At 64.3% G+C, this 14,615-nt stretch carries 10 protein-coding genes; 6 read left to right on the top strand and 4 right to left on the bottom strand.

Annotated elements, in window-relative coordinates; genetic code table 11:
- The first annotated feature begins 6 nt into the window (after window positions 1-6).
- The 3 genes from A0O30_RS10075 (at window position 7) to A0O30_RS10065 (ending at window position 6,136) form a co-directional block, all read left to right on the top strand.
- Window positions 7-4,956 (top strand): Hpt domain-containing protein, encoded by a 4,950-nt coding sequence (locus A0O30_RS10075; protein ID WP_105946377.1) that lies wholly within the window; start codon window positions 7-9, stop codon window positions 4,954-4,956.
- Complete coding sequence (locus A0O30_RS10070) at window positions 4,949-5,422, top strand: chemotaxis protein CheW (RefSeq protein WP_105946376.1); 474 nt, start codon at window positions 4,949-4,951, stop codon at window positions 5,420-5,422. Before A0O30_RS10075 ends, A0O30_RS10070 begins: the two co-directional genes overlap by 8 nt.
- Before the next feature lie 96 nt (window positions 5,423-5,518).
- The gene (locus A0O30_RS10065) at window positions 5,519-6,136 is read left to right on the top strand and encodes a hemolysin III family protein (protein WP_060501040.1); all 618 of its coding nucleotides are present in this window, start codon (window positions 5,519-5,521) and stop codon (window positions 6,134-6,136) included.
- Here the strand turns inward: A0O30_RS10065 and A0O30_RS10060 are convergent, their stop codons facing one another.
- The 3 genes from A0O30_RS10060 to A0O30_RS10045 all read right to left on the bottom strand — a co-directional run bounded on the left by A0O30_RS10060 (window position 6,137) and on the right by A0O30_RS10045 (window position 9,010).
- The gene (locus A0O30_RS10060; RefSeq protein ID WP_105946375.1) at window positions 6,137-6,856 is read right to left on the bottom strand and encodes a 16S rRNA (uracil(1498)-N(3))-methyltransferase; all 720 of its coding nucleotides are present in this window, start codon (window positions 6,854-6,856) and stop codon (window positions 6,137-6,139) included. It lies immediately after the preceding gene.
- 176 nt (window positions 6,857-7,032) lie between these two features.
- Window positions 7,033-8,439: an adenosylmethionine--8-amino-7-oxononanoate transaminase gene (locus A0O30_RS10050; RefSeq protein WP_105946373.1), complete on the bottom strand. Its 1,407-nt coding sequence runs from the start codon at window positions 8,437-8,439 to the stop codon at window positions 7,033-7,035.
- Between the two features lie 79 nt (window positions 8,440-8,518).
- Window positions 8,519-9,010, bottom strand: coding sequence for a hypothetical protein (locus A0O30_RS10045; RefSeq protein ID WP_105946372.1), 492 nt, complete (start codon window positions 9,008-9,010; stop codon window positions 8,519-8,521).
- A 211-nt stretch (window positions 9,011-9,221) separates the two neighbouring features.
- Here A0O30_RS10045 and A0O30_RS10040 point away from each other — a divergent pair, with 211 nt between their 5' ends.
- The 3 genes from A0O30_RS10040 (at window position 9,222) to A0O30_RS10030 (ending at window position 12,432) form a co-directional block, all read left to right on the top strand.
- Complete coding sequence (locus A0O30_RS10040) at window positions 9,222-11,078, top strand: flavin monoamine oxidase family protein (protein ID WP_105946371.1); 1,857 nt, start codon at window positions 9,222-9,224, stop codon at window positions 11,076-11,078.
- A 191-nt stretch (window positions 11,079-11,269) separates the two neighbouring features.
- Entirely contained in the window at window positions 11,270-11,821 is a 552-nt protein-coding gene (locus tag A0O30_RS10035; RefSeq protein WP_019096619.1) for a cytochrome b, read from the top strand.
- A gap of 32 nt (window positions 11,822-11,853) precedes the next feature.
- Window positions 11,854-12,432, top strand: a complete 579-nt coding sequence (locus A0O30_RS10030; protein ID WP_060501030.1) for a YceI family protein — start codon at window positions 11,854-11,856, stop codon at window positions 12,430-12,432.
- A gap of 153 nt (window positions 12,433-12,585) precedes the next feature.
- Here A0O30_RS10030 and A0O30_RS10025 read toward each other — a convergent pair whose 3' ends face one another.
- The gene (locus tag A0O30_RS10025) at window positions 12,586-14,490 is read right to left on the bottom strand and encodes a DEAD/DEAH box helicase (protein WP_105946370.1); all 1,905 of its coding nucleotides are present in this window, start codon (window positions 14,488-14,490) and stop codon (window positions 12,586-12,588) included.
- Between the last annotated feature and the right edge of the window lie 125 nt (window positions 14,491-14,615).

Below are 14,615 nucleotides of genomic sequence, written 5' to 3'. Positions count from 1 at the left end.
GTGCCCATGGCTTCTGCTGCTGTAAGTCCCGAGCGCCACGACACGGTAGCGCTGGCCTGGACCAAGGCTGCCATCCTCGACTGCCTGGGCCAGGCGCGCCAGGCGCTGGAGCGTTTTGCCGGCGAACCGGGCGACCTGTCGATGCTGGCCTTTGTGGTCGACAACCTGCATCAGGTACAGGGTTGCCTGCGCATGCTTGAGCTGCGCGGTGCGACGCGCCTGGCCGAAGAGCTGGAACTGTTCGCCAAGGCGCTGGCCGACGGCCAGGTCAGCCCACGGGGCGATTGCCTGGGGGCGTTGTTTCGTGGCCTGGAGCAACTGCCCTCGTACCTTGAGCGCTTGCGCGGTGCCCGCCACGACCTGCCCTTGGTGATGCTGCCGCTGCTCAACCAGCTGCGCGCCTGCCGCGGCATCGAGCCGCTGGCCCAGGCCAGCCTGATCAGCGGTGCAGCACAGCGTTTTGCCGGGTCCGACGACCTGGCCAACCTTGACCTGTCGCTGGGCAATTGGCGTGAACAATTGCAGGCCGGGCCGGGCCGCGATGCCCTGCGCTCGGTGGTGACCGCACTGTGCGACGACCTGATGCGCATCAAGGAGCGTCTGGACCAGTTCGTGCGCGGCGACCGCCAGCACAGCGAGCAGCTCGATGCCCTGCTGGCGCCGCTGCGTCATGTGGCTGATACCCTGGCTGTGCTGGGCTTCCAGCAACCACGACGGGTTATCATCGACCAGGTGCTGGCGCTGCAGGCCCTGGCCCAGGGCGAGCGCGTGGTGGACGACGCGGTACTGATGGATGTGGCGGGCGCCTTGCTGTACGTGGAGGCTTCGCTGAACGGCATGGTCGGCCCGCTGGAAGAAAACGGGCAGGGCGGGCTGCCTGGCTCGGACCTGGCCGAGATACGCCAGCTAGTGCTGAACGAATCGCTGAACGTACTGCAGCAGGCCAAGGACCTGATCGGCGACTACCTGGAGTCCGACTGGCCGCGCCAACGCCTGCAACCGTTGCCGGGGCTGTTGCAGCAGATTCGCGGCGCGCTGGCCATGTTGATGCTGCCCGCCGTAGCCGAGCTGTTCGCCGGCTGCGCCAGCTATGTGCAGCGCTGGTTGCAGCACCTGGATGTAGAGCCGCCCGCCGATGAGCTGGCCCACCTGGGTGAAGCCATGAGTGCCGCCGAATGCTACCTGCAGTGGCGGGTGGCCGACCCGCTGGCGGATGCCCAGCCGTTCATCGACATGGCCCGTGCAAGCCTGGCAGCGCTGGGCGTGTATTGTGCGCAGGCCGACACCCGTGCAGGCCAGGATGCCAATGGCGACGGCATTGATGACGAGCTGCGCGAGGTATTTCTCGATGAAGCCGGCGAGCTGCTGCCGGAGATCGAGCGGCACTGGCTGCGCTGGCGTGCCGACAACCAGCAGCGCGAGGCGCTGGGGGAAGTACGCCGTGCGCTGCATACGCTCAAGGGTAGCGGCCGCATGGTGCATGCCGAAGCGGTGGCCGAGCTGGCCTGGGGCGCCGAGCACCTGCTGAACCGGGTGCTGGAGGGCCGTAGCGTGCTGAGCCCGGAGGGCGTGGTGGCCCTGCAGCAAGTGTTCGTCCACCTACCCGATTTGCTGGCCGACTTTGCGGCTGGCCAGTTGCCGCAACTGACCGAAATCGAACAGTTGGCTGGGCACCTGCATGCCCTGGCAGAAAACGACGCACCGGGTGCTGCCGATATCGATGGCCTCGACCCGCAGCTGCTGGATATTTTCCGCACTGAGGCGCAAGGCCACCTGGCCAGCCTCGATGTGTTTCTGCAGGGCGCAGACGGCCACGATACGCCGGTCAGCGATGGCCTGCAGCGCGCCCTGCATACGCTCAAGGGCAGCGCTGCCATGGCCGGGGTGATGCCGGTCGCCGAGCTGGCCACCGCCTTCGACCGCCTGGCCCGGGAATACAAGGGCCACCAACTGCCTCTGCAAATGGCCGAGATCGAATGGCTGGAGGCCGCACGCTCGCTGTTCCACCTGGGCCTGGCGCAACTCGACAGCACGCCGTTGGCCGCCATCCCTGGTGCTGCGGAGCTGATCGAACAGGTTGGCCAGGCCGTAGACGCGCGGCTGGCCAGCTTGCATGACGACCCGCAGCATGTCCGGCGCGGCAAGCGCGACCCGCAGTTGGTCGCCAGTTTCCTGGCCCAGGCCATGGATATCCTCCTCGATGCCGAGTCGTTGCTGTCGCGCTGGCAGCAACAGCCTGGGCAGCGTGATGCGCTGGACACCCTGCTCGACCAGCTGACCACCCTGGGCCACGCCGCGCACCTGGCCGACTTGTGGCAGATGGATGATGTGTGCGAGGCCTTGCTGGATGTGTATGGCGCCGTGGAGGAGGGCAGCCTGCCTGCCAATGCGCGCTTCTTCGCCCACGCCCGGCGTGCCCATGAAGCCCTGCTGGACATGCTCGATGAAGTGGCGGCCGGGCAGGACATCGCGCCGCGGTCAGAAACGGTCGACGGCCTGCGCAACCTGCTGGACCAAGCCTTGGCGCCAGAGGCCACTGGCCTGGTGGGCATCGACACGGTCACGCCGTTGCACCCGGACATGGACGTGGCCGACACCCTGGGCCTGGGGCTGCCCCATCAGCCGCAGTTGCCTGACATGACCGAGCCTCTGGTTGAGGAGCCTGAAAGCCCAGGCGAAGAGCTGCTGGAAGTGTTCCTCGAAGAAAGCTCGGACATCGTCGAAAGCGCCGCCGCAGCCCTGGCGCGCTGGCAGGCCGACCCGCGCAGCAGCGTCGAGGTAGACAACCTGATGCGCGACCTGCACACCCTCAAGGGTGTGGCGCGCATGGTCGAAATTGCCCCCATCGGTGACCTGGCTCACGAACTGGAGTTTCTGTACGAACTGCTGGCTGCCGGCCGCTTGCCGCCGAGTGCGCCTTTGTTCGCGCTGTTGCAAAACTGCCACGACCGCCTGGCGCACATGCTCGATGCCGTGCGCCTGGGGCAGCCACTGCATGCCGCCACGGCGCTGATCGACTATATCCGTAACTTCAGCAGCGCGGCCCTGACCGACAGTGCTGCCGGCCAGGGGCCGGTCGAAGCCGCCGCCAGCGAGGTGCCGACAGCAGCGCCAGAGCGGGCGCCAGGCGACATGGTCAAGGTCGATGCCGAGTTGCTCGACGACCTGGGTAACCTGGCGGGTGAGCATTCGATCATTCGTGGGCGCATCGAGCAGCAAGTCAACGATGCACAGTTCACCCTCAACGAGATGGAAACCACCCTTGAGCGCATGCGCGACCAGCTGCTGCGCCTGGACATCGAGACCCAAGGGCGAATCTCCAGTCGCCAGCAGTTCGAAGGCGATGCCTATGACGATTTCGATCCGCTGGAAATGGACCGCCATTCTCAGTTACAGCAGTTGTCGCGGGCCTTGTTCGAGTCCGCCTCGGACTTGCTCGACCTGAAGGAAACCCTGGCTCAGCGTGCCCAGGAGGCCTACAGCCTGCTGCAGCAGCAGGCGCGGGTGAACAGCCAGTTGCAGGAGGGCCTGACCGCCACCCTGATGGTGCCCTTCGAGCGCCTTGTGCCGCGCTTGCAGCGCGTGGTACGGCAGGTGGCCAGCGAGCTGGGCAAGCAGGTAGAACTGGTGGTCGGCAATGCCGAAGGTGAACTGGACCGCAGTGTGCTGGAGCGCATGGTGGCACCGCTTGAGCACATGCTGCGCAACGCCGTTGACCATGGCCTGGAAAGCCGCGAAGCGCGCCTGGCTGCCGGTAAGCCGGAGCAGGGCACCATTCACCTGAACCTGCTGCACGAAGGCGCCGATATCGTCATCGAAATGACCGACGACGGTGCCGGTGTGCCTCTTGAAGCCGTGCGGCGCAAGGCCATCAAGCGTGGCCTGCTGGACCCGCAGGCACAGCTGAGCGATCACGAGATCTTGCAGTTCATCCTGCGCCCGGGCTTTTCCACCGCTGAAAAGATCACCCAGATTTCCGGGCGTGGCCTGGGCATGGACGTGGTGCACGAAGAGGTCAAGCAGTTGGGGGGCTCGATGAGCATCGAGTCGGCCCAGGGCAAGGGCGCACGCTTCTTGATCCGCCTGCCGTTCACCGTATCGATCAACCGTGCGCTGATGGTGCATTTGGGCGAAGAGCAGTACGCGATCCCGCTGAATACCATCGAGGGCATCGTCCGTGTGCCGCCGGCAGAGCTGGCGGCGTGCTATCAGCTGGACCCGCCCCGCTATGTTTATGCCGGCCATGAATACGAGCTGCGTTATCTGGGCGAGTTGCTGCAAGGCCTGCCGCGTCCGGCCTTGCTGGGGCAGAGTGTGCCGTTGCCGGTGCTGCTGGTGCACGCCAAGGAGCAATCGTTCGCCATTCAGGCCGATAGCCTGTCGCCCAGCCGCGAAATCGTGGTGAAGAGCCTGGGGCCGCAGTTTGCTGCGGTTGCCGGGCTGTCGGGGGCGACGCTGCTGGGCGATGGCCGGGTCGTGCTGATTCTCGACCTGCTTGGCCAACTGCGCGGCCAGCAGCGGCGCCTGGCCCGTTTGCCCGGTGGCGGCACCCCGCGCCAGTTGCTCGGCCCGGTGCCGCGCCGCGCATTGTTGGTGATGGTGGTGGACGACTCGGTGACTGTGCGCAAGGTCACCAGCCGCTTGCTGGAACGCCACGGCATGAGCGTGCTGACGGCCAAGGACGGGGTCGATGCCATGGCCTTGCTGGAAGAGCACCGCCCGGACGTGTTGCTGCTGGATATCGAGATGCCGCGCATGGACGGCTTCGAGGTGGCCACCCGCATTCGCCGTGACGCACGGCTGAAAGACCTGCCGATCATCATGATTACCTCGCGTACCGGGCAGAAGCACCGCGACCGCGCCATGGCCATCGGCGTCAACGAATACCTGGGCAAGCCGTATCAGGAGTCGTTGTTGCTGCAGAGCATTGCACACTGGAGCCAGCCCCATGCTTGAACTGATTGCCGGGCAGCGCAGCAGCCTGACTGGGCTGTTGCTGCCCTTGGGCGACCGCACCCTGGTGTTGCCCAACGTGGCGGTGGCCGAGTTGAGCGGCCAGCGCAATTTGGTGTGCCAGCGCGGTGAGCCGGCCTGGCACCTGGGCTGGATCGACTGGCGCCAGCAGCGCCTGCCGCTGATCGGGTTCGAAGCGGCGTGTGGTGGCGAGACGCCGTGCGGCGAGCGGGCGCGGGTTGTGGTGCTCAATGCCCTGGGCGACACCGGGCTGCGTTATTTGGCGCTGTTGCTGCAGGACATTCCGCGTTCGTGCAAGCTCGACAGCCAGCTGAATTATGTGGATGTGGCGCTGGGGCGCCTGGAGCTGGCGGCGGTGCAGGTGGGTGAGCAAGTGGCGCGGGTGCCGGACTTGGCTGGGCTGGAAAGGCTGGTGCGTGACGCGGAACTGCAACCTGAGCTTGGGTAGGATGTAAGGCACAGGGCCCTTTCGCGGGTTTACCCGCGAAGAGGCCGGAACAGACTGGCGCAGGAACCCAGCCCACCTCAGGAGGTCTGTGTTTGCATGTATTACGGTGAACGCTTCAACGCCTGGACCCACCTGGTCGGTGCTGTTCTGGCCTGTATCGGTGCGATCTGGCTGATCGTGGTCGCGGGCCTGCAAGGCGACCCGTGGAAGATTGTCAGTTTCTCCATCTACGGCAGCACGCTGTTGTTGCTGTACAGCATCTCCACCCTGTACCACAGCACCCGCGGGCGGGCGAAGGTGATCATGCGCAAGCTCGATCACCTGTCGATCTACCTGCTGATCGCCGGCAGCTACACACCCTTCTGCCTGGTCAGCCTGCGCGGCCCCTGGGGCTGGAGCCTGTTTGGCGTGGTCTGGGGGCTGGCGGTGATCGGCATGCTGCAAGAGATCAAACCGCGCTCCGAGGCGCGGATTCTGTCGATCATCATCTACGCGGTGATGGGCTGGATCGTGCTGGTGGCGGTCAATCCATTGCTCCACTCGCTGGGCACTGCCGGTTTTGCCTGGCTGGCTGCCGGCGGGGTGTTCTACACCGTCGGCATCATCTTCTTCGCCTTGGACAGCCGCTTGCGCCACGGGCACGGCATCTGGCACTTGTTCGTGATTGCCGGCAGCCTCATGCACTTCGTGGCGGTGTCGTTCTACGTACGCTAGTTAAAAATCGCCCCAAAGCTGTTGTGCCACCGACAGCGCCACCACTGGCGCGGTCTCGGTGCGCAGTACCCGTGGGCCGAGGCGTGCGGCGTGGAAGCCGGATGTTTTGGCCTGCTCGACTTCGGCTTCGCTCAGGCCGCCTTCGGGGCCGATCAGGAAGGCCAGGGTGGCAGGCTTGTCGTGGCTTGTGAGCGGCTCGGCCATCGGGTGCAGCACCAGTTTCAGCTCGGCCTTGGTGCTGTTCAGCCACTCGGCCAGGGTGACCGGTGGGTGGATGACGGGCAAGGTCGAGCGGCCGCATTGTTCACAAGCGCTGATTGCCACTTGGCGCCAGTGGGCCAAGCGTTTGTCGGCGCGTTCGTCCTTCAGCCGCACTTCGCAGCGCTCGCTGATGATCGGGGTGATTTCGTTGGCGCCCAGTTCGGTGGCTTTCTGGATCGCCCAGTCCATGCGCTCGCCACGGGACAGGCCCTGGCCGAGGTGTACATGCAGTGGCGAATCGGCCTGGCCAGGCAGTGCCTGGTCGAGGTTGACGCGTACGGTTTTCTTGCCCACTTCGAGCAACTGGCCGAGGTATTCCTGGCCGCTGCCGTCGAACAGCTGCACGGCGTCGCCGGGGGCCATGCGCAGTACGCGGCCGATGTAGTGGGCCTGGGCTTCGGGCAGGTCGTGCTCGCCAAGGCTCAGGGGGGCGTCGATGAAGAAGCGGGACAGTCTCATGGGGTGCTCGTCAAGAAGGGTGTACTTGGCCCCTTGTGGGAGCGGCCTTGTGTCGCGAAAGGGCCGCAAAGCGGCCCCGGCAATCTCTGCTGCGAAGCTAAGAACCTGGGGCCGCTTCGCGACCCTTTCGCGACACAAGGCCGCTCCCACAAGGTTCTGTGTATTGGCAAACGGATTTAGCCCGGGTCGCGGAAGTCGGGGTGGAAGTTGGCCGGCACGGCAACGCTGATGCTTTCCCGGGTAGCAATGTCGATGCCTTCACTGGCCACTTCCGCCAGGAAGTCGATCTGCTCGGGCGTGATCACGTAAGGCGGCAGGAAGTACACCACGCTGCCCAGCGGGCGCAGCAGGGCGCCGCGGCTCAGGGCATGCTCGAACACCTTCAGGCCGCGCCGCTCCTGCCACGGGTAGGCAACCTTGCCAGCCTTGTCCTTGACCATCTCGATGGCCAGGGCCATGCCGGTCTGGCGGATCTCGGCTACATGCGCGTGGTCGGCCAGGTGCGCGGTGGCGCTGGCCATGCGCGTAGCCAAGGCCTTGTTGGCCTCGATCACGTTGTCCTGCTCAAAGATGTCGAGGGTTGCCAGCGCCGCAGCACACGCCAGCGGGTTGCCGGTGTAGCTGTGCGAGTGGAGGAACGCCCGCAGGGTCGGGTAGTCGTCGTAGAACGCCTGGTACACCTTGTCGGTGGTCAGGCAGGCGGCCAACGGCAGGTAACCACCGGTCAGGGCCTTGGACAGGCACAGGAAGTCCGGGCGGATGCCCGCCTGTTCACACGCGAACATCGTGCCGGTGCGGCCAAAGCCCACGGCGATCTCGTCGTGGATCAGGTGCACGTCATAGCGGTCGCAGGCCTCACGCAGCAGCTTGAGGTACACCGGGTGGTACATGCGCATGCCGCCAGCGCCTTGGATCAGCGGCTCGACGATCACGGCGCTGATGGAGGCGTGATGCTCGGCCAGGGTCTGTTCCATGGCCTGGAACATGTTGCGCGAGTGCTCTTCCCAGCTCATGCCCTCGGGGCGCAGGTAGCAGTCGGGGCTGGGCACCTTGAGGGTGTCCAGCAGCAGCGCCTTGTAGGTTTCGGTGAACAGCGGCACATCGCCCACCGACATGGCGGCAATGGTTTCGCCGTGGTAGCTGTTGGTCAGGGTAACGAAGCGCTTCTTGCCTGGCTTGCCGACGTTTTGCCAGTAATGGAAGCTCATCTTCAGCGCCACTTCGATGCACGACGAGCCATTGTCGGCATAGAACACCCGGTCGAGCCCGGCCGGGGTCATGGCCACCAGGCGCTCGGACAGCTCGATCACCGGCTGGTGGCTGAACCCGGCCAGAATCACATGTTCCAGCTGGTCGACCTGGTCCTTGATACGCTGGTTGATGCGCGGGTTGGCATGGCCGAACACGTTGACCCACCAGCTGCTCACCGCGTCCAGGTAGCGCTTGCCTTCGAAGTCCTCCAGCCACACGCCTTCGCCGCGCTTGATCGGGATCAGCGGCAGCTGCTCGTGGTCTTTCATCTGGGTGCAGGGGTGCCACAGGACCTTGAGGTCACGTTGCATCCACTGATCATTGAGGCCCATGGGCACTTCTCCTGGCTTTGCGGCGTGGTTCGACCGCGTAAGCCTAAGCAATGCCGCAGGGCAGGACAACCATCGTGGTTCAGTGCCGGTGGGTGCCGGTCCATTCGAGGCGGCGGATGTGCACGGTACCTGCCTGTGAAGTGGAGATGGTCAGGCGCCGAAATGGTCCGTCGATTACCTGATGGTAAGGGTGTGTGGCGATGGGACCGGGCCGCAGGTCGCGAAAACCGCTGCCTTCCAGCGTGATCCAGTAGAAGTTACGTGGCGCAGGGGCGACCAGGTCGTAATGATGGTTTTCGGCATCGAACAGCATGTGCAGGTCGTCACAGAGGAAATCGCTGACCACATAGTACTCCAGCCGCAGGCACTCGACTTCATGGGCGAAGCCAATTTCGACCTCGCAGTGTTCTCCGATAACCAGCTCCGAGCCTTCATCGCCCTTGAACGCTTCGTGAATACCTGCCCATGAAGTACTCTTGGAGCGGATCCTGAGCCCTGATTCGGTACGGAGTACGTGCCTGTACCAGAGAAACTGCCTTTCGACGTGATTGAACTGCTCCTCGAAGATCATGCGCATGCCCTCCTGGCGGGGCTTATGGCCATCCTCGCCAGCTTCGCCTGCGGCCGTGTGACATGGCTACTGGCAAAAATGTCAGTTGCCAAAAGCACTTGATGTCACTGCGCTGGCAGGGTTGGCGGAGGTGACGTATTCTTAACGCATCTCTCTCGGGGCATTCCTGCCTCTTCCCGTATCTGTAACCTCTGACTCGGAGTTCGCCGACATGGCTGCTGCTTGGGTGCGCCTGTGCGCGTTGGTATTGATTGGTGTGTCCAGCGGCGCCGCGCTGGCAAAGGACAAGACGCCCACGGCAATCGTGGTGGGTGGCGGCCTGGCAGGCCTGACGGCAGCCTACGAGCTGCAGAACAAAGGCTGGCAGGTGACCCTGCTGGAAGCCAAATCGGGCATGGGCGGGCGTTCGGGCCTGGCCACCAGCGAATGGATCGGCAACGCCAAGGCGCAGCCGGTGCTTAATCAGTACCTGGACCGTTTCAAGCTTGAAACACTGCCGGCGCCGGAGTTCGTGCGTACCCCCGGTTACCTGATCGACGGCGAGTATTTCAGCGCCACCGACCTGACCACCAAGCAGCCGGCTACCGCCGAAGCACTCAAGCGTTACGAGAAAACCCTCGACGACCTGGCCCGCTCCATCGACGACCCGCTGAACCCACAGGCAACCAGCACATTGTTTGCCCTAGACCAGATCAATGTCTCCACCTGGCTCGACAAGTTGCAGCTGCCGGCCACGGCCCGTCAGCTGGTCAACCAGCAGATCCGTACCCGCTACGATGAGCCGTCGCGCCTGTCGCTGCTGTACTTCGCCCAGCAGAACCGCGTGTACCGTGGCGTCAGCGACCGCGACCTGCGTGCCGCACGCCTGCCGGGTGGCAGCCCGGTGCTGGCCCAGGCTTTCGTCAAACAGCTGAAAACCATCAAGACCAGCTCGCCGGTTACCGCCATCGTCCAGGACAAGGACGGGGTAACGGTAAAAGTCGGCAGCGTCGGCTACCAGGCCGATTACCTGGTCATGGCCGTGCCGCTGCGAGCCCTGGCCAAGATCCAGATGACCCCGGGCCTGGACAACCAGCACCTGGCAGCGTTGAAGGGCACCAACTATGGCTGGCGCGACCAGCTGATGCTCAAGTTCAAAAAGCCGGTATGGGAAAGCCGCGCACGCATGTCGGGTGAAATCTTCAGTAACGCCGGCCTCGGCATGCTGTGGATCGAGCCTGCGCTCAAGGGCGGCGCCAACGTGGTGATCAACCTGTCCGGCGACAACGCCCGCCTGCTGCAGGCATTTGGCGACAAGCAGATGGTCGACCAGGTACTGATCCGCCTGCATGCGTTCTACCCACAGGCCCGTGGTGCGTTTACCGGTTACGAGCTCAAGCGCTACAGCACCGACGCCGGCACTGGCGGCGCCTACCTGGCTTATGGCCCGGGGCAGATCAGCAAGTACTGGCGCTTGTGGGAGCGCCCGGTGCAACGCATCACCTTTGCCGGTGAGCATACCGATGCCCTGTACCCTGGCACCCTGGAAGGTGCCCTGCGCAGCGGCCAGCGTGCGGCCAGCCAAGTGCAGGACCTGTTGGCCGGCAAGTCGTTCGACCCGGCCAAAGCGGCGCCGGTTGCGGCGGCAGCGGCAGCCGGTGCGGTGGCCGCCAAGGAAAGCAAGGGCGGTTTCTTCTCCAATCTGTTCGGTGGTTCGTCCGACAAGGCTGACAAGGCGCCAGTGAAAGAGGAGCCGAAAAAGGTCGAAGAGGCCAAGCAGGACAAGCCGGGCTTCTTCAAGCGCCTGTTTGGCGGGGCGGACACGCCAGAGGTGAAGGCCGTGCCGATCGCCAAGGCTGAGGAAGTGGCGCCGGCACCCGCGCCAGCTCCACAAGCCGCGCCGGCCCCGGTTGCACCTGCTCCTGCGGTCAAGGAGGCGGCTGCCAAGCCAGCAGCGACCAAGGCGGCCCCGGCCAAGCATGCGCCGGCGCACAAACCCGCGCACAAGCCTGCCGAGACCAAGAAGGCGACTGCCAAGTCCGAACCGACCAAGAAACCTGTGGCCAATACCCAGGCCAAGGCGGGTTGATTTGTTGCCAGTGCCGGCGGTAGGGCCGGCACTGGCAACCCTGAGCGCTCCGGCTATCGTTAATGTTTCCTTAATGGGAAGCTTACAGAATAACTATCGGATTTCTTGATAATCCGAAGCAATTTTTTCCGCTTTTCTTCGATACATTTCGCGTTAGTCTGTGTACAGCTTTCACGGGGAAACACGCCAACATGCAACTGCGCAATTCATCTTCTCGCTACGGCGTGGTCAGCATCATCCTGCACTGGGGTGTGGCGCTGGCAGTCTTCGGCCTGTTCGGCCTGGGCTTGTGGATGGTCGGCCTCGACTATTACAGCCCTTGGCGCAAAGCCGGCCCGGACCTGCACAAGAGCATCGGCCTGGTGCTGTTGGCGGTGATGTTGCTGCGCGTAGTCTGGCGTTTCGTCAGCCCGCCACCTCCGGCGCCGGCCAACCATGGCGCCTTCACCCGCCTGGCGGCCAAGCTGGGGCACCTGGCCCTGTACCTTGGGCTGTTTGCGGTGATGGCGGCCGGTTACCTGATTTCCACCGCCGACGGCGTCGGCATTCCGGTGTTCGGCCTGTTCGAAGTGCCGGCATTGATCAGCGACTTGCCCGATCAGGCAGACGTGGCGGGTGTGATTCACCTGTGGCTGGCCTGGGGCCTGGTCATTTTTGCCGTGCTGCATGCCTTGGCAGCGCTCAAGCACCATTTCATCGACCGTGACGCGACCCTGACCCGCATGCTGGGCCGCAAAGCTTGACCCTCAACCTCAATTGCATAGGAAGGAACAGGATGTTGAAAAAGACTTTTGCCGCTCTGGCGCTCGGTACCGCACTGCTCTCCGCTGGCCAGGCCATGGCTGCCGAGTACAAGATCGACAAGGAAGGCCAGCACGCGTTCGTTGACTGGAAAATCAGCCACCTGGGCTACAGCTTCATCCACGGTACCTTCAAGGACTTCGACGGTAACTTCACTTGGGACAGCGCCAAGCCTGAAGCCAGCAAGATCAACGTCGACCTGAAAACCGCCAGCCTGTGGTCGAACCACGCCGAGCGTGACAAGCACATCGCCAGTGCCGATTTCCTCGACGTGAAGAAATACCCGGAAGCCAAGTTCGTCTCCACCAGCGTCAAGTCGACTGGCGACAAGACGGCTGACGTGACCGGCGACCTGACCATGCACGGCGTGACCAAGCCGGTCACCTTCAAGGCTACCTTCAATGGCGAAGGCAAGGACCCATGGGGCGGCGAGCGCGCTGGTTTCAACGCCACCACCACGCTGAACCTGAACGACTTCGGCATCAAGGGCCCAGGCCCGACTTCGCAGACCCTGGACCTGGATATCAGTGTTGAAGGTGTGAAGCAGAAGTAATCTGCTGTAGCTGAAATGTCGAGGGGGCTGCTTCGCAGCCCTTTCGCGACACAAGGCCGCTCCCACAGGTATTGCGCAGATTTCATGTACTGCGCAATACCTGTGGGAGCGGCCTTGTGTCGCGAAAGGGCCGCAAAGCGGCCCCCTGTCGTATCAGCCCTTACGGGTCAGCAGCGCCGGGCGCTCACCGCGTGGGCGGCTTGGCAGGTCATCCAGCTGCTCAGGCGTTGGGTAACGGTCGAGCTTGGATTCCTTGCGGATGATCACCGGCTGTTTTTCCGGCTGGCGCGGGTTGCGCACCGCCGGCTCTTGCCGGGCGGCATCGTCACGGGCAGGGCGGCCACGGCCTGCGCCGCCACCATCACGGCGGGCACCGCCACCGTTGTTGGCGCGAGGTGGGCGTTTTTCGCCGCCGCCGCTACCGCTGCGCTGTTGGCCACCACTGCGGGCCTGGCCCTGGCCACCGGCATTGCTGCGCTGGCCATTGCCTTGGCCCTGACCTTGCCCGGCACCACCACCTGGGCGGCGGTTGCGGCCCTGGTTCTTGCCCTGGTAGGGGCTGACGTAGTCAGCACGGTTACCGAAGTTGTCGATATCGTCGTCCAGGAACTCTTCCGGGTCACGGTCGGCTGGCGCTTTCGGTACGCTGCTGTTGCTGGCCTGCTGCTGTTGCTGCTGGCGCGGCTTCTTGTCACGCGGCTTGCGTGGCTGCTGTTGCTTGTCGCCGCTCTTTTCCTTGTCGGCCGGCTTGTCCGCAGCCTGCTGCTTGGCCTTGCCTTTATCCTTGCCTTTGTCCTTGCGGCCGCCGTTGGCGTCTTTGCCGCCTTCGCCACGGGCCTGCTGGTTACGGCCACCGCGCCCGTTGTTTTGCGGGCGCTCGCGCACTTCAGGCTTTTCGGCTTCTACCTGGCTGGCGTCAAAGCCCATCAGGTCGCCATCCGGGATGCGCTGCTTGGTCACCCGTTCGATGCTCTTGAGCAGCTTCTCTTCATCTGGCGCGACCATGGAAATCGCCTCGCCCGAACGACCGGCACGGCCGGTACGGCCAATGCGGTGAACGTAATCTTCCTCGACATTGGGCAGCTCGAAGTTGACCACATGAGGCAGTTGGTCGATGTCCAGGCCGCGGGCGGCGATGTCGGTGGCAACCAGCACGCGCACGCTGTTGGCCTTGAAGTCGGCCAGCGCCTTGGTGCGGGCGTTCTGGCTCTTGTTGCCGTGGATCGCAGCGGCGGTCAGGCCGTGCTTTTCCAGGTATTCGGCCAGGCGGTTGGCGCCGTGCTTGGTACGGGTGAACACCAGCACCTGCTCCCAGGCACCCAGGGTAATCAGGTGTGCCAGCAGCGCGCGCTTGTGGCTGGCAGGCAGGCGGTAGACGCGTTGCTCGATACGTTCGACCGTGGTGTTCGGCGGGGTGACCTCGATACGCTCCGGGTTATGCAGAAGCTTGTCGGCGAGGTCGGTGATGTCCTTGGAGAAGGTGGCCGAGAACAGCAGGTTCTGGCGCTTGGCCGGCAGGCGGGCCAGTACTTTCTTGACGTCGTGGATGAAGCCCATGTCGAGCATGCGGTCGGCTTCGTCGAGCACCAGGATTTCCACGTGGGCCAGGTCGACCTTGCCTTGTCCGGCCAGGTCGAGCAGGCGGCCCGGGCAGGCAACCAGCACGTCAACGCCTTTGGCGATGGCCTGGATCTGCGGGTTCATGCCAACGCCGCCGAAGATGCAGGCGCTGACCAGTGGCAGGTCGCGGGCATACACCTTGAAGCTGTCGTGCACCTGGGCTGCCAGTTCGCGGGTCGGGGTCAGGACCAGCACGCGCGGCTGGCGCGGGCCATGACGTTGCGACTTGTCGGGGTGGCCGGTCGGGAACAGGCGCTCGAGAATCGGCAGGGCGAAACCGCCGGTTTTACCAGTACCTGTCTGTGCGGCAACCATCAGGTCACGGCCTTGCAACACGGCGGGAATGGCCCGCTGTTGCACGGGGGTCGGCTGGGTATAGCCCGCAGCCTCGATAGCGCGGACAAGAGCCTCGGAGAGACCGAGGGAAGCAAAGGACATGGGCGATCCTGTTCTCGTGTGGGCTGGGCCCGTTGGGATGTTCTGCCTGGCGCGACGGGCATCGGTGGGATGCGATCGCGTCCGGTCCAGCTGGGCTTTCACTGCACATCCGGGAAACGGAGGGT

The sequence above is a fragment of the Pseudomonas sp. LLC-1 genome, assembly GCF_002992185.1.
Taxonomy (GTDB): domain Bacteria; phylum Pseudomonadota; class Gammaproteobacteria; order Pseudomonadales; family Pseudomonadaceae; genus Aquipseudomonas; species Aquipseudomonas monteilii.
Note: the sequence above shows the minus strand (reverse complement) of the source record. Positions and strands in the feature narration are given on the sequence as shown.